We start from the raw sequence: 16,840 nt of genomic DNA on the forward strand, positions 1-16,840 counted from the left end.
GATCTCAGGATCTGGCGCCCCTCATCGCGACCTCCTCCACAAGCTTGAGCAGGCGGTCAAATCGCTCGCCTGCGATCGACACCTGGTCGAGCACGGCAGGATCAAGCTCGTCCTTCAACCGCGTCGCTTCGTCCCCGAGGCCGCCTTCCTGCTCGCCGTAGGCCATCCTGCGCTCGGTGGCGCGCAGCCGGTCCGACAGCAGGATCGCGAGAGCGCGATAGAAGCGGCTGGCAAAGGCGTGGTCGCCCGCGAGCTTGCGCGAGAGGACCTGCTTGTCCAGGAACAGGGCAACCGAATCGGCCTTCGCGGCCACCGTGGCCGAGGGCGGCGCGGAATCGATCAGCGACATCTCACCGACGAAGTCGCCCGCCTCGAGCTGGGCGATCTCGCCGATGCCGGCCACGCTCACGCCCATTCGTCCCTGCAACAGCAGGACGATCGACGAGATCGGCACGCCTTCATCGATCAGGACGTCCTGCCGCCTGATGCCGCGGCGGGAGCCGGCGCGGGCCATCCAGTCGATGTCGGAGTCGTTCAGCACGCCGAATATGAAGAGGACCTTGCGCATATCGGTGACCCCTAAAGCGCCTCATCGCGCTTTAGCTCCTTGTTTGAGCATGATCTATTCGGAAAACCGCGGCGCACTTTTCCGGATCATGCTTCAGATCAGTTGACGTTCCGCGAAATCCGCAAACAAGCCCGGCTGCGCCATCAGCTCGGCGAAGCTGCCGGTCTGCACGATCTTGCCGCCGCCCAGCACGATAATCCGGTCCGCCGACCGAACGGTGCTGAGCCGGTGCGCGATGACGATACGTGTCAAATTGAGCCTCGATATTGAATCGCTGACGATGGCCTGGGACCGGTTGTCGAGCGCACTGGTGGCCTCGTCCATCAGCAGGAGCCGCGGCCGATGCGCCAGCGCCCGCGCGATCAGCAAGCGCTGGCGCTGGCCGCCCGACAGCGTGTTGACGCCCTCGGCAACGAGGGTCTGCATGCCCATGGGCATGGCCTCGAGGTCGCGGTCGAATCCCGCCAGCCGCGCGATCTCCCAGGCCTGGTCGATCGACAGACGGGCTGCGCCGCAGATGTTTTCATAGACGCTGCCGGAGGCGAGCCTGGAGTTCTGGAGCACGACACCGACGTCGCGGCGCAACAAGCCGATGTCGATCGTCTCGAGCGACTTGCCGTCGACGAAGATCACGCCGGATTCCGGCTTCTCGAAGCCGAGAAGCAATCGGAATAGCGTCGACTTGCCGCTTCCGGACGGGCCGACGATGGCGAGGTATTCTCCTGTCCCGACGCTGAGGCTGACATCGTCGAGGATCAGCGGGCCGTTGTCGCCATAGCGGAACGACACATTGGCAAACTCGATCGCGCCGCTGATCTCGCCAACCGACTTCCGCTCGTCGCTGATTTCGGTCGCCGTCGCGATGATCGGCTTGATCCGCTCGATCCTCGGGATTGCGACCAGCAGCTCTCCGATCGCCAGCGCCCACTCGCCGACCGCGGCGAGCGACAGCCCGAACGCCGCATAGAAGGCCAGGAACGTCCCAAGCTCGTGCACCGGCTTCGCGCCTGATGTCGTCTGGGCCAGGGCAAAGATGAGCAGCGTCGCCAACGCGGGAAACGCCGCATCGAGGCTCTTCTGGAGGTTTTGCGCTCGCTGCGACGCGATGAAATGGCGCTTCTGCTTCGAAAAGCGCTCGACCCAGATCGAGAGCGCCTGCATGGTCGCGTTCGCAATCCGCAGTTTTCCGACGCCGGTGAGGAGCTGTAGGACCAGCCCCTCCAGCCATCCCTGCAAATAAAGGCTCTCGCGCTCTTCCGACAGCCGGACCAGGCTGATCGCGACCACCATTGCGACGCGCAGCACGGCGAGCGCTGCGGCCAACAGGCCCAGCCTGATGTCGAGAGTGAGCATCACGGCAAAACTGAAAGCGCAGGACACCAGCGCCAGAAATCCGCGAATGGCGCGGCCGGTGACAATGGTGCGGACGGCTTCGACACCCAGCGTGCGGTCCGCGAGGTCGCCAACGGAGAAGTCGCGGAAAAACGCGGTCGGCATCCGCAGCAGGCGGTCGACAATGGCCGCCTGCAAGACAAAGTCCAGTCGGCTCTCGAGCCGGAGCATGGCGATGCCCTGCATCATCTGGAATCCGCCGGCCACCAGCGTCACGACAATGAGCGCGATGGCGCAGATCAGGAGCTGGTCGACTTCCGCGCGCGGCAGCACGGAATCGATCAGCAGCTTGGTCACGAGCGGCGTCGCCAGCGCGAGCAGGCCGAGGCACAGGGCCGCCAGCATGATCCGCAGGAAATCGCCCTGGACCGTCGCGGCGCCGAACTTCAGGAGATCGCGAACCGTCAGGGCCCGCGACGGCAGCGGGCGATAGAACATCACCGCCTCGGGGGCCAGTTCGGCGGCGATTGCGCGCGTCAATTCACGGCGCGTGCCGGCGCCGGGGTCGACGATGACGTGGCGGCCGCCTGCCTTGGGAAGGATCGCGACGGGCCGCCGGTCCTGCCCAAGGAACGCGACGAATGGACCGGCACTGTTGGTCTGCCAGTCCGCCCGCAGCAACAGGCGCCGCAGTCGCACCCGCGACGCCTCGGCGATCCTCACGGTGCGGGCAAGATCATCTGTGTCCAACGCCATATTGGCCGGAGCCCGGAGCGAAATGCCCATGGCTGCTCCGACCTCCCGACAGGCCGCGAGCAGACCTCTCGCACCGACCGCGCCGGGCTGCGATGCCTCGGACCCGGCCGTGATGATGCCGGCAAGACGACCGACAATGCCGGTCCTGCGCTGCCGGTTGAGACCGGAGCGCAGGCGCAAACGGTCGGCCTCCGCGAGGGTGTCCTCGTCAATCCTGCGACACAGGCTCTCCATGACGCGTCCATGGAATCGATCGAGGGCGGCCCAGATCGCGGCAAGCGGGAATGCCGTGCTGCTGCGAATCTCCAAAGTCGAATCCTCGCGGGCGACGATCCACGTCCCCGGCGGCATCGGTGAGGGACACTCTCCGGCGCCATGTGGCTGCGGCATCTCCATCACGCCGATGGTGCCATGCTCGATCCCGATCCAGCCGACCTGCCGGCCGGACAGCCGGAGAATGTCGCCGGATGCCAGTGCGTATCGCGAGCCGATCGCGGCCGGCTGCACCACCGTGCCTTGAGGAGACGCTGCGATGATCCCCGACACGAGCGCGGTCCATGCGTCGATCGCGTCCCGGTCTGCAAAACCGCCACGACGATCGATCACGACCTCGGTCTCGAGACCGCCGACCGCAATCACGGCCATCGCATTCCCGTGTCCATCGCTGACGCCGGGCAGGCCGAAAATGACTGCGCCTTGCTCGACCCGAAACAAATGATGCCGGCGACTCGGCTCGCCGCCGGCACTCTGCCTGACTGCAAACAGGTCGACATAGCCGCGCACGATGTGCAGCACGAGATCGACATCATCGACCGGCAAGGGTCGATGGCTCTCGAGTGCGACCGGGCCGGACACAGCACCTTCGCGCCAGGGCGGCGTTTCGAGGGAGGGAGGCCGGTACGCGCTGCTCATTCGCTCGACACCAGCTGGACGTATTCACCACCCTCGGCGAGCAGCTCCTGATGCGTCCCCCGCTGCACGATCCGCCCGTTGCTCATCACGAGGATCTCGTCACAGTCGCGGATCGTGCTGAGCCGGTGGGCGACGATGATGCAGGTGCATCCCCTGCGCCGGAGATTGTCGTCGATCGCCTTTTCGACGATCGGATCCAGCGCCGAGGTGGCCTCGTCGAGGACGACCACGGAAGGATTGCTCGCCAGCGCCCGCGCGATCTCGAGCCGCTGTCGCTGGCCGCCACTGAAATTCCTGCCATCCTCGGCCACGTGGCAATCGTAATTGCCGGCGCGGACGGCGACATCCTCATGGATCAGCGCATCCTTGAGCGCCCGCGACACGCTGGCTTCAGCCACAGTGTCGTCCCAGAGCGTGAGGTTGTCGCGCGCCGTCCCCTCGAACAGCAGGATCTCCTGATCGATATAGGCGACCGAATTGGTGAATATCTCCTGGGGAATCTCGCTCATCGACCAGCCGTCGATGCGAATGTCGCCGGACCAGGGACGGTAGAGGCCGCTGACCAGCCGTCCAACGGTGGATTTGCCGCTGCCCGATGAGCCGACCAGCGCGACCCGGCAGCCGGGCTCGACCACCAGCGAAAAGTCCTCGATCAGCGGCGGCTCGAGCGCCGAATAGCCGAACGAAACGTCCTTCAACTCGACCCGGCCCGACAGTTTTGCGGGCATGCGGGCGGGCGCACGCTCCATCGGCACCAGGGGCCGGGCGGGATAGTTGAAGACGTCTTCGATCCGGAACAAATTGCCCTTGATGGCCAGGAAGGCCGTGGTCTGCTGCACGAGCGCGTTGATCGGCTCGACCAGGCTGGTGAGCAGGGCCTGCAAGGCGACAAGGCCACCGATGGTCAATGCGCCATCGACGATCCGCAAGCCACCCACGCCCAACACGAGCGCGATGGTCAATCCGGTCAAAAAAATCGGGCAGGTGTCGAGGAAGGTAGAGTAGACGCCGAGATCACGCTCGGCGTTCAGGACCTTGGCCTGAAACCCCGCCCAGCGCGCGAAGGCGTCGTCTTCCAGACCGCCGGCCTTGATCGTCTCGATCGTGCGGATGATCTCGATGGTGCTTCCATTGAGCTTGGCACGTTCGATGACCAGCTTGCGATTGAGATCCTCGCGCTGGCGCGCGACCAGCCTGAGCACGAGAACGTTGAGGAGAGCCATGGCGATGCTGATCGCGGCCAGGAGACCATCGTAGAACGCCATCGTGACGGCGATGAAGACGACCGAGATCAGGTTCAGGGCGTTGGCAGCCACCCCGTTCGAAAGCAATTGCGCGATCTGCTCGCTGGCGGCTATCCGGTTGGCGAGGTCGCCTGAGTGCCGCTGGGTGAAGAACTCCATCGGAAGGGTCAGGACATGCCATAGCAACTGGCTGACCATCGTCACCGTCAGCTTGGTCTGGATGCGCAGCAGCAGCGACTGTTGAAACGCCGTCATCAGCGCCCGCGCCACGGCTGTCGTCGCCATGCCGATCAGCAGGGGCGTGAACCAGCCCTCGACATGCTTGATCAGGACGTCATCGACAAAGATTTTTGCGAATGTCGGAACCAGGATGGTGGGCAGCACGAGCGCCATGCTGAGCGCGACCAGCAGCAGCACCGCCCCCAGCGAATTCGACAGTCGCCGCTTTAGCAGCGGAAAAAAATCGGGCTCGCGCCCGCCCGGCTCGAAGTCGGGTCCCGGCTCCATCGCCAGCACGACGCCGGTGAAGGACGCATCAAACTCATCATGGCCGACCTTGCGACGCCCGATCGAGGGATCGTTGACATAGGCGCAATCCGCATCCAGCCTTTCGAGCACCACGAAATGGTTGAAGTTCCAGTGGATGATCGATGGCATCGGCAGCTCATGCAACGTTGCCGGCTCCTTCCTGAACCCCTTTGCAGTCAGTCCGAACTGCCGCGCGGCCTTCAACACGTTGCTGGCCTTGCTGCCGTCCCGGGACACGCCGCATGCTTCGCGCAGCTTTTCCAGCGGCACCCACCGGCCGTGATAGGCCAGGACCATGGCGAGGGAGGCCGCGCCGCATTCCAGCGCTTCCATCTGGAACACCGTGGGAGTGACCCAACGCCGCCGCATGCGCGTGATCCGGTCGCGGAGGCGATCGAGGAAACCCGGCTGGTCGTCGGCTTGGTGCGATGACGTGGTCATGCGCTGGCGATCCTAATCGCCAATTCCGGTCAGCCGCTTCGTCAGCGGAATCACCAGATCGATCGGCCGCTGCTCGCGCGTCGTGACCTCGGCGCGGGTCATCGTGCCGCTCGAGAGCAGGATCGGCGGCCCCTTGCCGGAGGTCCAGCGATACAAGCTGAAGGTTGACGGATCACGCTCCAGGGCCACCTTCGCCGCATAGGGCGCGCCGCCCTCGGAGAAGCGCTTGACCAATGCATCGTTGTGCAGGTCCGCCAGCATGCCCTGAGGCGTTACCGGAAAATCCGAAATCGCCACCACCTTGCCGACAACCGCACCGTATTCCTCCCGCTTGATCGTGACCGGCTCGACACGAACCTCCATCCCCGGCCTGATGGTCTTGCCGCGGTCCGGCGGCATGTAGATGGTTGCCTCCAGGACCTGCCCCGCGATCTCGATTTCGATCACGGGTGCACCGACGGCAAGCACTGCGCCACTGGACACCTTGAGTTCGACGACACGCCCGTCAGCGGGGCTGAGAATTTGCGATCCTCGCTCCAGCTCGGCCGCAAGCTGCTCGACCGCCCTCCTGGAATCATTGACCTTGAATTCCGACAGCATGCGATCGCGCTCACGCTGGCTTTGCAGATCCAGCCGCTGCGCGTTGAGCTTGAGACTATCGTTCCGTGCGTCGGTGATGCGTTCCCGCGCATTGTTGAGTTCGACGCGGCGGTCCTCGAGATATTTGCGCGTGACAATTCCGCTCGCCGCGGCGGGTTCGAGTTTGGCCACCTCATCCGTGAGGTAGGTGGTGCGCTTTTCGGCAGCCGCGATCACATTGGCGAGGCCGGCGTCCTGGGCCGCATAGTTGGCAAGCTTGGCATCGATCTCCCGCGCGATCGCACCGGCGAGCTCGGCATGCTCGCGCTCGCGCTCGCGCAGGACATCCCTCGCCTGCCGAAGCCGTTGCTCGGTCTCGGTCTGAACGATATGGGCGATCACCTGATCGCGGTGGACGGCATCGCCGATGGCGACGTCGAGCGAGGCCAATTTGCCGCTCACTGCGGATACGGCGTCGACCAGGCGGCCGCCACTGCTCAGCAAAATGCCATCGCCAGACACGCGGGTTGGAATGCGGCCGAGCATGCTCCAGGCAACCAGCACGACGAGTCCCAGCGCCAGCGCGGCCGCGGCCATCCAGTCGAACGGGCGCGTGACGCCGACGACATGGTCGAGCTGTTCGGGATTCGAAAGCCGCTCGATGGCCGCTTCCCGAAAGATTCGTTCCGTCCCCCGCTTCATACAGTCCCCACCAACGCCCAAGCCGCCCTCGACCGCGCTCGATTTGGCAGGAATGCTTTCGTCTTTTCAAGCAGAGATTGTCCGCCCGCGCGGGCGAAGTTTTGACTGCCACGCCTTGAAACCCAAACCTTCATTGTGCTCGCGGCCTGGCATTCACGCAGCCACGTCGAGTTCGCTCATATCGGGCCGCAAGAGCAGCTTTCCGACATCGTCCGCTCGCTTTGGCCGCAGCCCCGCCGCGTCATACGAGGCACAATGCCTGATTGGCAGGCATGGCTGTCTCAAGGCGGTCAAATGCCGCCGGCCGCAAAAGAGCCGTCGGTTAGGTCGGCGACGTCGGTTATTCAATCTCCAGTTTCATCAATGCTGATCGTTAAGCCACAAAGTCAGATGGCTTTGTTGTAAGAATTGTTGCTGATTATGTATGGCCAAAGGCCATCCGACACATCGCGGCGGCAGAGGTGACCTCTTCGAGCCGTCGTCGGCTCAGGTGCCTTCTAGCCCCCCTTGCCAGTGGTACTGAACGGCCGCCAAGTGCTGCCGCCTGAAACATCGTCCAGCGAGCTGTCGCTGAGCGCATCCTTCCCTGGCGTCGAAGTCTTGTTCGGCGCGCCGTCCTTGAGGCTCTCACCAGGCTCGGCTTGCCCTTTCGAATTCGTGTCCTGCCCGTTGGTCATATTCAACCTCCATGTTTCATCACAATGCCAAGCGCGAATGCGCGAGACGAAATTCGCCCCATGACCAAACTTCATAGCTTTATCTCCGTCGCTGGGCGATACGGCAGATGCCGTATTTCGCCGTCGGTCAGGACGCTAATGTCGAAAGGCTCTGCGCCGCCGAACGCGGTCTGATTCCACCGAAAGTGCTGGAAAATCGACGATTGCGTCCTTTATCCCACCGCTCATAACGGTCTGGTTGCAGGTTCGAGTCCTGCCGGGCCCACCAGCCTTCGCTCGCGAAGCGAGTGACGGCTGCCGCGCCGGAGCCCGAAGGGCGAAGGCGGGCTCTGGGCCCGCGAGCTACGGCTGGGCAAGCCACTTTCGCCCTTCGGGCTACGCGTGGCGCAGCTAAACGGCACCCCGCTTTTTTATCGAACGGCCCATTAACGGGCGACATGCTTCTAAATATTCGAAAGCGGATTCGGGGCCAGAATGGCGCGCCGTCTGACAACTCGTAAGCGAACTTTCGCCGCCACCAAAATTTTACCTTGGCGTCCGCAAAACAACGGCTACGCTGTTCGGATGAACCCACAGGTCCCCGATTTACCCGGCGATACAAAATCACTAGTCTCAGCCGCGTTGTAGCAGGGGGTGAGATGGCCTTTTTCGTAGCCGAGAATTGGACGGCAAAGAATTCAGAGCTCTTCCCGGATCTTGGCGTCCTGATCGAGGAAACGCGGGAGCTGACCCCATCCACGTTCTTGAACTACTTCGAGGCATTTGAAAAGCTTTTCAAATCGGCATTTGTACCATCGTTCTTGGCGCATGAGGTCGCCCAAGTCGCCCGCGTTGGTAACTACGATCAAGTGCAGTCTGACAGCGAAATCGAGATTTTTCGCAGCGAATATTTCCGGATTTCGGTGGCGAAGATCAAGGCTGCCTCTGCGCAGGGAAGCCGCCATGCCGAAGTCGTGTGTCATGGCAACGATCATATCCGCGCAAATCTGGGGCCGCCCCCGCTGGAGTTCGACATCTTCGAGATGCCTGCCGAACACCGTTATGACGTGTTCGATCGGTCAGTAAGGCCGAACTTCGTTCGACGCTATTGTCAGCCCAAAGGGGAAGCCTTGGGCGTCGAAGCGGGTCGGCACATACTGAGGATGGTCAAGCCTCCCGCCGATGCTTACCAGGTGTTTGCGGTGTCGTTGCAGTCACGCTATTCGGTTATCTGGCATTTTGATGCCGACAACCTCGAGCCCAAATATGCCGCCGCCGCCAACCTGATGTCGTCTCGCGTCCAGACCGCCATCGGAATCCTCGGTCAAATGGCTGGTCAATCGGCCTTGCCGGTCCTTACCGCAGCGGCCGAATCGGGCGACCATTTCGTGCGATGGTCGGCCATAAGCGCGGTCACAGCGATTGTCCAACAAGAGGGCCTCGTTCTCCTCCGCCGGGCGCTGGAGGACCCTCACCCCCATGTGCGGAGCGCCGCCAATCGCGCTCTCCTCAAGCTGTATCCATCACACCTGACTGCTGGATGAGGACGAAAATGGCGATCACACTCGACGCCGCTTGCAACGATACCATCGAGTTGTCCGACTTTATCGAACTCGTCGACAAGAGCAGCGATCATCTCTCGATCGACGTCCTATTATCTCATGGGGAGCATCTCCAGATGCTGTCCAATAATCGAAAATTCCTGGTCGATCATATCGTTGGAGAGCTCAAGAATATCCATGACTACCAGCCCTCGAACGGCTGGAATTCGCAAACCATCATGCTGGGTGGTGTGGCCGGGAAATTCGCTGTTCGCGCCAATGTGTGGCTGCCGCGTCGAATGCTGCATGGGACAAGCGCCGACGGTCGCAAGCCTCAATTCTCCTTCGAGCAAGCGCATGATCACAACTATGATTTCCTCACCGTCGGGTACCTTGGCCGAGGATACGAGACCGAGATCTGGGAGCACGATGATCGATGCAGCGGGGAAGCCGGAGAACAGGTCGATCTGAGATTCCTGGAGCGCACCTCACTGCCCGAACATAAGGTCATGCTCTATAGGGCATCGAAGGATGTGCATGTTCAGTTGCCGCCGCAGGACGACTTCTCGATTTCACTCAATCTCCTGCCGCCGTCGATTCCGGAGTGCGAGCAGTATCTGTTCGACTTCGAACAGAGCGTCGTCACAAAGACGTTCGTGGGCGGCTCCCTGGGTCAGCAGTGGTTGACGGAGGCGGCCGGTCATCTCTGCGATGACAATATTTCCGAGGTGCTGTTGGCCATTGCGACCAAGCATGGCTCCGAAAAGATACGCCGGGCCGCACGTCGATCGCTGGCAATTCGCTGGCCAGGCCTGGCGGACGAGCTTTGACCGGCGCACCGCTCGCCGAGCACGACGACCGGCGTGTCGGCTCCGAGTTCTGCAATACCCGGTGTCCGGCACGCCAACACATCCGGCTGCAGCCGGATGTGTTGCTGCTTCAAAACCTCGCCCAGTTCGCCTCGACTTCAGCTCATCCCCAGCCGGGGGGCTTCACGGGCGGCTTATACGAGGTGAAAACCGTTCCGCCGGTTACCGAGTCAAGAAGAGACTCGTCTAGCTCTGAATTGCCCGAGCCATTCGCTTCGTTCCTGACAGGCGAAAGCTCGTCCGAAGCATCGCGAAGGACATCGTGAACGTCTTGCCTACCACTCTGTGGCATGTCAGGTGCGGTGGCAGCGTCGTTAGTCTGATTCTGGCTTAGTTCGTCAGCGGCATTCTTGGTCATTGCGATCGTTCTCCAAAAAATTGGTACTGCTCAGCTACCTCTTCCGTCCGGTCAAAAACTGCGCACCGTACTAAGGAGAGTCATTCGATCCACCTGTCAGGTTCATTGAAAATAGCTTAAGGCATTGGACATTGTCCACCTTCAGTTGCATCGGGTGCGTTCCGGGCGCCGGTCATGTCCGCTCCCCGAGGAATGGGGCAAAGCGGACATGCCAATTTCCAGCCCTAATCAATGCCAAGTACTATACCCAAACGGACTCTCCGCTCATCCGCTGCCGTCGCTAGTAGGCACGCGACCGCTGTCCTTCAGGCTCGCGAGATTCGGCGTTCCCTTTTGAACTCACGCGAATGCTCGAGACTAAATTCGCCCGATGACCAAGCTTCATATCGTTGTCTCCGTCGCTGGGCGATACGGCAGATGTCGTATTTCGTCGTCGGTAAGGAGGCTAATGTCGAAAGGCCCTGCGCCGCCGAGGCCAAGGCCTTGCGCGCGATCCCTCGCAAGAGTTCTGCAATTGCACGAATTCCTCAAAGACCATTGCTTGCTGATCTGTGGGGATGCCGGGGCCGGCATCCCATATCTGGATTTCCACCGACGCGCCCGCGGCAGCCGAGCAGAACTCGGCGACCTCATCGTATGAAAAGGGAATTACGGTGCACTCAATGACTCTCGGCGCTTTCGCGGGGTCGAAGGCTCTAGAATTAAGTGCACTCAATGACTCCGCCGCTTTCGCCGGTTCGACGACCCCTGAATTAAGTGCGCTGTCACGCCGATAGCGCGCTCCTCGTCGCGCGAAGAATATCATCCGACAGCTTGGGATCGTTCACGGCCCGGGCGAGCACGAGTGCGCCGACCAGGGAGGCGGCCGTCGCGAGCGCCTTGTCGTCGCGCTGGCGTGGCTTCAGCGTGGAGGCCATTCGGCTGCTCAGCAAGCCGATCACGCCCCGCACACCGGCGGTGAAACGCGCCCTCACGCCTGAGCTTTGGCGTGACACCTCACAAGCCAGGGCGGAAAAGGGGCAGCCGCTCGCCGGCGCGTCGCGATGCGCCGGCGAGAGGTATTCCGAGAAATAGTCGTCGAGTTCAAACACCTCGGGCAATTCCTGGCCTTTGGCATTGATCGCATAGGCCACCGCTTCCTCGACCAGCCGCTCCTTGGAGCCGAACTGACTGTACAGGCTGCCGTGCGTCATCCCGGCCGCCTCGGCGAGAGCGTCAACACCGACGGCGGCGATACCGCGCTCGCGCAGCAGGCGCGAGGCGGTCTCGAGAATATGCTCGCGATTTTTGGCGGCCTGTTCCTTTGAGACGCGCATGGGACCGATCCTTGGGCAGGGGACTTGGGCACGGGGCTTGACAATTATAATTACGATCGTCATGTATATCAATAGTTACGATCGTAATCAAAACATTTCCCGCCGGATGGCGGCGTTGGAGAGGCTTATGAACAGGATTAAACCGAAGATCGCGCTGGTGACCGGCGCCTCCTCAGGCATCGGCCAGGCCACGGCGGAGCGGCTCGCGAACGCCGGCTACAAGGTGTTTGGCACCAGCAGGCGGGGCGGACAGGCCGGCAAGCAGGCGTTCGAGATGCTGTCCCTCGACGTCACCAGCGATGCATCCGTGGAAGCCGCCGTCGGCGAAGTGATCCGGCGCGAAGGCCGCATCGACCTGCTGGTGAACAATGCCGGCTTCGGCGTTGCCCCTGCCGGCGCGGAAGAGAGCTCGATGGAGCAGGCGCGCGCGATTTTCGAGACGAACTTCTTCGGCCTGGTCCGGATGACGCGCGCCGTCGTGCCGCACATGCGGCGCCAGGGAAGCGGCCGCATCATCAACATCGGCTCCGTGCTTGGGTTTCTCCCGATGCCTTATGGCGCGCTCTATGCCGCGACCAAGCATGCGGTGGCAGGCTATTCGGAATCGCTCGACCATGAACTGCGCACGCGGGGCATCCGAGTCTCGGTGATCGAGCCCGCCTACACCAAGACGCCATTTGACGCGAACTTCATGGAGCCCGATGCGACGCTCGAGGAATATCGCGAGGCGCGTGCAGGCGTGACCAGGAGGGTGAACGAGGTGATGGCGACGGCGGAACAGCCCGGCGTCGTGGCCGAGACCGTGCTGAAGGCCGCGAGCGCGGCGCGCCCGCAGCTCAAATACGCGGCCGGCAGCCTTGCCAAGCGCCTGCGATTTCTGCGCAGGTTTGCGCCCGCAGCCCTCGTGGATGCCGGGATCCGAAAGGATTTGCGGCTTGATACGCCGGCGGCACCGCAGCCCACCCGCACCGCGCGGGCTTTCTGACGGCGCGCGACCGACCGCAAGCTTGCCATTGCGAAGAACCTTCGGACCAAGAGGACAAATGAGAGCTCTTATCTTCAAGCGTTACGGCAAGCCGGATCAGGTCGCGTTGGCCGACATCCCCCGGCCGACGCCCGCGCCGAACGAAATTCTGGTCCAAGTTCACGCCGCGGGCTTGAACCCGATCGACAACATGATTCCGAAAGGAACGTTCAAGCCCATCCTCAAGTTTCAGCTGCCGGCCACGCTGGGCAGCGATCTGGCGGGCGTCGTCGTCGAGGTGGGAAGCCGCGTGACCCGCTTCAAGCCGGGCGACGCGGTCTTCGCCAGCATCTTCGACCTCGGGACTGGCGCCCTCGCCGAATTCGCGCGCGTGCCGGAGGATGCCGCAGCGCTCAAGCCGGAAAATCTGGATTTCGTGCAAGCAGCCTCCGTCCCGATGGTCGGCCTGACGTCGTGGCAGGCACTTAGGGAGCGCATACGTCTCAATCCCGGTCAAAAGGTGTTCATCCCCGCGGGCGCCGGCGGGATCGGCACGTTCGCGATCCAGCTCGCGAAATATCTCGGAGCAAAAGTGGGGACGACGACCAGCACGGGAAATGTCGATCTGGTGCGCAGCCTCGGGGCTGATGAGGTGGTCGACTACAAGACACAGCAATTCGAGGAGGTGCTGCGGGACTACGACGCGGTGCTGGGCACGATCAGGGGCGACATGCTCGAGACATCGCTTCGGATACTGACGCCAGGGAGCACGATTGCCTCGCTGATCGGGCCCCCAGACGCTGCGTTCGCGCGCGCCCGGGGGATGAATGTCTTCATGGTGTTGCTGTTCCGATTGCTGAGCCGCAAGATCATTCGCCGCGCCGGCAAAATTGGCGCCTCATATTCGTTCCTGTTCGTGCACCCGGACGGCAGGCAACTCGCCGAGATCGGCGAGCTTCTCAAGGCGGAGCGCATCCGGCCGGTGATCGACAAGGTCTTTCCGTTCGAACAGGCGAAAGAGGCGCTTGCCTATCTCGAAATGGGACGGGCCAAGGGCAAGGTCGTCGTCCAGATGAGGTGACGGCGTCGATCCGGGCGTGGGCACGCCCTCGGAACATTGCACGCGAGATCGGCCAATACTCCCGCAAGGCTCGGGGACGGAGCGCCGTCCCCGGATCACGCCGGAAATGCGCGGCCGACACCCTCCAGCCCATGCATTTCGAACATCGTCACGTCTCCGTGGAGAAAATAACGGCTCTGTCACGCCGGACTAACGCCGGACACGACGGCCGTATGTTTCCTGGGCGTCAGGCAACCACCGCGGCGAGCATTGTCGCCGGGTGAGAGGCCGGCGCCGTGTCAGCGGCTTGGCGCGCGCCGGCGACCACGATTTAGTTCGGAGATTTTGACAACATGCAATCGCAAGCCTTGCAGACAATGACGCCCGCGAGGGCGCAAGCCGCCAGTCCCGAGCGGGCGGCGGTCATACCGGCAACGGGGTTCGCCTCGGGTGCTGATGGACTTAGCATCCGCGCGATCTTCGGCCTGCCGGTGACATGGTGGCAGCGGTCTCGTTTCAGAGCAGAGCTGCGTGCGGATCTCAGAGACAAGCCCGAGTTTCTCCGCGACATCGGGATGGGCGCGTACGAAGCGCAGGCCGAAGCGTCGCGGTATTTCTGGGAAGCTGTGATACTCGAACGCAGATAGCGGGCCTGCCAGACCGGAACGCGGGCCGGCCTCCCCTCAATGCTCCACGCGCCACAACCTCCACCGCTCCGGCACGCCCTTGAGCTGGTGCACGCCGTGATCCCTGAAGCGGATCTCGGGCTGCGACACCAGTAGTTCCTTGACCGCGCTCGACACCAGCACTTCCCCGGCGCGCGCCTTGGCGGCGACGCGCGTGCCGATGTGGAAGGCGAGGCCGACCATTTCGCCACCGCTGACCGTGTATTCGCCGGCATGCAGCCCGACCCTGATCTCGAGACCGAGCGTGCGCACGGCCTTCTGGATCGCGGCCGCGCAACTGATGCCGGCAGCCGGTGCCTTGAACGTCGCCAGCACGCCGTCGCCCGTCGTCGTGACTTCCTTGCCGCGCGAACTCTTCAGCTCCTTGCGGACCGCCGCGTAATAGTGGCCCATGATTTTGGTCCAGCGCGCATCGCCGAGCTTTGCGGCTTTTGCGGTGGAGCCTACGATGTCGACGATCAGGATCGTGGCGAGCGCCCGCTTGAGTTCGGTGTTGCCCCCGGCCGGTCGGCGCCGGAGCACGATCGCGCCGGCCAGCGGTTCATAGCGATGGTTGCGGCGCCGCGCGATCGCGGCCTTTGCATAGTCCTGGGCACGCTGCGCGCTGCCGCAGCGAATTGTCTTCTCCTGCGGCAGACGCGTCCAGTAGACCTTTCGCTCGTCGCCCGCGCCCTCGACCTCCACGGCGCCCCATTTCAGAAGGATCGCCGTGCCAACACGCCGGACGCACCACGCCTTCGACGTGTAACCCGATACGTTCGACTGATGGATTCCGATGCGGAGGAATTTTGGCATGAACGTGCGGCCGATCGATGAAACGCTTGGACGAAACGCTTGGGCGGGCCTGGCGCCGAGCGTAGTCACACAATCCTGCATTGGCAACAGGACTCCCAAGCGCTTGACGCTTGCGGCGAGACCGGCAAATTTTGTCGCATCAGTGACGCGGCGTCTCCGGTGGAGCCGGCCGTCGAAGCTGGACCGGATCAAACAGTGATCGTCGAATATCGGCTTCCTGCGATCGGGGAGGCTTGCGTGACCGCGGGCATCCCGCCTCAGCCGTGATACGCAAACAGTTCGATCGGCTCGCTGAAGCCGCGCACCCCGTGCTCACCAACGCGCTCCAGATCGAATTGGCGGCCGACGAGATCCGCAAACGCGCGTGACAGCAGCACCGTCTTTCCCAATTGCTTGGTCAAAGCTTCGAGGCGCGAGGCCATGTTGACGGCGGGACCGATGACGGTGAAGTCGAGCCGGGTGGACGATCCGATATTGCCGTACATGACGTCGCCGACATGGACGCCGATGCCGTAGTTCAGCGGCGCGCGGCCGGTCCCGTTGTTGCGCGCGTTCAACGCGATCATGGCCTGACGGGCTTCGGTCACGGCATGCAGCAGGTTTGCGCAGGCGTTGGGCTCGCTCAGCGGGAAGATGGCGAGCAGCCCGTCACCGATGAATTTGAGGATCTCGCCGCCGTGCCGCGCGATCGGCTCCGACATCGCGTCGAAATAGTCGTTGAGCAGATCGATGACGTCGTCGCGCGGCCAATTGTCGGAAATTTTGGTGAACTCGCGCAGATCGCAGATCATGATCGCGGCGCGCACCGTCGTGCCGGTGCCGCGCCGCGTGGCGCCGGCCAGGATGAGCTCGCCGGCATGGGAGCCGACATAGGTCTCGAGCAGCGTCCGCGCCAGGCGGTTCTTGATGCGGATCTCGCTGACCAGCGCCAGCACCGGCAATATGTTCTTGAGGGCCGCGACATGGGTGTCGTCGAACCCGCCGGGCCGGTCGGTCGCGAAGGTGACGAGATGGCGCTTGCCGAGCGTGTGATAGAGCGGCCAGGCCACATAGTCGGTCAGGCCTTTCGCGCGCATCTCGTCGTAGAGGGCGTGCTTGCGGCCGAGCGCGGGTTCCCGTTCGAGATTCTCGCGCACCTCGGTCGCGCCGTCGAACATTTCGTTGGCGGGACTGCCGATGAATTCGGACCGCTCGCGGACGTCATAGTCGACCCGCGCAATCTCCGCCTCGCGCATGCCGTCGGACCATATGAAGCGGGCCCCGAGCCATTGCGGGTGGTGGATCAGCACGTGCAGCGTCGACCGCGCCAGCGGAATGCCGGCCTGCTGGAGGCGGATGCACATCTCGGCAAAAATGTTGTCGATGAAGCGCTCGTCGCGCGTGCCGTTGGTCAACCAGTCGACGACGCTGTCGCTGTCGGAGTGGACGGAAGCATGGTTTGGCGGCGCGTTCATTGTCTGCCTCGACGGCGGTTTGCGTCACCGACATATCGTGTTCTGGCGCGACGGCGTCAACCTAGCCAGTTGCATGGAT

13 protein-coding genes are annotated in these 16,840 nt (G+C 63.0%); 5 read left to right on the forward strand and 8 right to left on the reverse strand.

The annotated features are described in order from the left end of the window. Positions 1 to 4 precede the first annotated feature (4 nt). The 5 genes from QCM77_RS08490 to QCM77_RS08510 form a co-directional block, all read right to left on the reverse strand. Entirely contained in the window at positions 5 to 568 is a 564-nt protein-coding gene (locus QCM77_RS08490) for a cyclic nucleotide-binding domain-containing protein (RefSeq protein ID WP_279660244.1), read from the reverse strand. 93 nt (positions 569 to 661) lie between these two features. Further along, positions 662 to 3,568 (reverse strand): NHLP bacteriocin export ABC transporter permease/ATPase subunit, encoded by a 2,907-nt coding sequence (locus QCM77_RS08495; protein ID WP_279660243.1) that lies wholly within the window; start codon positions 3,566 to 3,568, stop codon positions 662 to 664. Continuing rightward, complete coding sequence (locus tag QCM77_RS08500) at positions 3,565 to 5,781, reverse strand: NHLP family bacteriocin export ABC transporter peptidase/permease/ATPase subunit (protein WP_279660242.1); 2,217 nt, start codon at positions 5,779 to 5,781, stop codon at positions 3,565 to 3,567. Before QCM77_RS08500 ends, QCM77_RS08495 begins: the two co-directional genes overlap by 4 nt. Before the next feature lie 12 nt (positions 5,782 to 5,793). Beyond that, positions 5,794 to 7,062: an NHLP bacteriocin system secretion protein gene (locus QCM77_RS08505; protein ID WP_279660241.1), complete on the reverse strand. Its 1,269-nt coding sequence runs from the start codon at positions 7,060 to 7,062 to the stop codon at positions 5,794 to 5,796. Between the two features lie 497 nt (positions 7,063 to 7,559). Continuing rightward, on the reverse strand, positions 7,560 to 7,814 hold the full coding sequence (locus QCM77_RS08510) for a hypothetical protein (protein ID WP_279660240.1): 255 nt from the start codon (positions 7,812 to 7,814) through the stop codon (positions 7,560 to 7,562). A 563-nt stretch (positions 7,815 to 8,377) separates the two neighbouring features. Between QCM77_RS08510 and QCM77_RS08515 the strand changes: the two genes are divergently transcribed. Both QCM77_RS08515 and QCM77_RS08520 read left to right on the forward strand, forming a co-directional pair. Continuing rightward, positions 8,378 to 9,262 carry a HEAT repeat domain-containing protein gene (locus QCM77_RS08515; protein ID WP_279660239.1) on the forward strand — a complete coding sequence of 295 codons (885 nt, stop codon included), beginning with the start codon at positions 8,378 to 8,380 and terminating at the stop codon, positions 9,260 to 9,262. A gap of 8 nt (positions 9,263 to 9,270) precedes the next feature. Further along, the gene (locus tag QCM77_RS08520; RefSeq protein WP_279660238.1) at positions 9,271 to 10,089 is read left to right on the forward strand and encodes a hypothetical protein; all 819 of its coding nucleotides are present in this window, start codon (positions 9,271 to 9,273) and stop codon (positions 10,087 to 10,089) included. Positions 10,090 to 11,250: 1,161 nt separating this feature from the next. Here the strand turns inward: QCM77_RS08520 and QCM77_RS08525 are convergent. Beyond that, entirely contained in the window at positions 11,251 to 11,802 is a 552-nt protein-coding gene (locus tag QCM77_RS08525; RefSeq protein ID WP_279660237.1) for a TetR/AcrR family transcriptional regulator, read from the reverse strand. A 127-nt stretch (positions 11,803 to 11,929) separates the two neighbouring features. On the opposite strand from QCM77_RS08525, the gene QCM77_RS08530 reads away from it, so the two are divergent. From QCM77_RS08530 to QCM77_RS08540, 3 genes are all read left to right on the forward strand, one after another. Further along, entirely contained in the window at positions 11,930 to 12,787 is an 858-nt protein-coding gene (locus QCM77_RS08530) for an oxidoreductase (protein WP_279660236.1), read from the forward strand. Between the two features lie 58 nt (positions 12,788 to 12,845). Continuing rightward, positions 12,846 to 13,847, forward strand: coding sequence for an NADP-dependent oxidoreductase (locus QCM77_RS08535; RefSeq protein ID WP_279660235.1), 1,002 nt, complete (start codon positions 12,846 to 12,848; stop codon positions 13,845 to 13,847). Positions 13,848 to 14,179: 332 nt separating this feature from the next. Next, complete coding sequence (locus QCM77_RS08540) at positions 14,180 to 14,473, forward strand: DUF1127 domain-containing protein (RefSeq protein ID WP_279660234.1); 294 nt, start codon at positions 14,180 to 14,182, stop codon at positions 14,471 to 14,473. 36 nt (positions 14,474 to 14,509) lie between these two features. Here QCM77_RS08540 and QCM77_RS08545 read toward each other — a convergent pair whose 3' ends face one another. Both QCM77_RS08545 and QCM77_RS08550 read right to left on the reverse strand, forming a co-directional pair. Continuing rightward, positions 14,510 to 15,307, reverse strand: coding sequence for an adenylate/guanylate cyclase domain-containing protein (locus tag QCM77_RS08545; RefSeq protein WP_279660233.1), 798 nt, complete (start codon positions 15,305 to 15,307; stop codon positions 14,510 to 14,512). A 257-nt stretch (positions 15,308 to 15,564) separates the two neighbouring features. Continuing rightward, positions 15,565 to 16,761 carry an adenylate/guanylate cyclase domain-containing protein gene (locus QCM77_RS08550; RefSeq protein ID WP_279660232.1) on the reverse strand — a complete coding sequence of 399 codons (1,197 nt, stop codon included), beginning with the start codon at positions 16,759 to 16,761 and terminating at the stop codon, positions 15,565 to 15,567. Positions 16,762 to 16,840: the final 79 nt, after the last annotated feature.

This window comes from Bradyrhizobium nivariense (assembly GCF_029846695.2).
Lineage (GTDB): Bacteria > Pseudomonadota > Alphaproteobacteria > Rhizobiales > Xanthobacteraceae > Bradyrhizobium.

Bases quoted from the DNA above. Each gene is read 5' to 3' on its own strand.
- QCM77_RS08515 (WP_279660239.1), top strand. From the start codon at position 8,378: ATGGCCTTTTTCGTAGCCGAGAATTGGACGGCAAAGAATTCAGAGCTC.
- QCM77_RS08525 (WP_279660237.1), bottom strand. From the start codon at position 11,802: ATGCGCGTCTCAAAGGAACAGGCCGCCAAAAATCGCGAGCATATTCTC.
- QCM77_RS08495 (WP_279660243.1), bottom strand. From the start codon at position 3,568: ATGAGCAGCGCGTACCGGCCTCCCTCCCTCGAAACGCCGCCCTGGCGC.
- QCM77_RS08505 (WP_279660241.1), bottom strand. From the start codon at position 7,062: ATGAAGCGGGGGACGGAACGAATCTTTCGGGAAGCGGCCATCGAGCGG.
- QCM77_RS08550 (WP_279660232.1), bottom strand. From the start codon at position 16,761: ATGAACGCGCCGCCAAACCATGCTTCCGTCCACTCCGACAGCGACAGC.
- QCM77_RS08500 (WP_279660242.1), bottom strand. From the start codon at position 5,781: ATGACCACGTCATCGCACCAAGCCGACGACCAGCCGGGTTTCCTCGAT.
- QCM77_RS08530 (WP_279660236.1), top strand. From the start codon at position 11,930: ATGAACAGGATTAAACCGAAGATCGCGCTGGTGACCGGCGCCTCCTCA.
- QCM77_RS08490 (WP_279660244.1), bottom strand. From the start codon at position 568: ATGCGCAAGGTCCTCTTCATATTCGGCGTGCTGAACGACTCCGACATC.
- QCM77_RS08540 (WP_279660234.1), top strand. From the start codon at position 14,180: ATGCAATCGCAAGCCTTGCAGACAATGACGCCCGCGAGGGCGCAAGCC.
- QCM77_RS08520 (WP_279660238.1), top strand. From the start codon at position 9,271: ATGGCGATCACACTCGACGCCGCTTGCAACGATACCATCGAGTTGTCC.
- QCM77_RS08510 (WP_279660240.1), bottom strand. From the start codon at position 7,814: ATGAAGTTTGGTCATGGGGCGAATTTCGTCTCGCGCATTCGCGCTTGG.
- QCM77_RS08545 (WP_279660233.1), bottom strand. From the start codon at position 15,307: ATGCCAAAATTCCTCCGCATCGGAATCCATCAGTCGAACGTATCGGGT.
- QCM77_RS08535 (WP_279660235.1), top strand. From the start codon at position 12,846: ATGAGAGCTCTTATCTTCAAGCGTTACGGCAAGCCGGATCAGGTCGCG.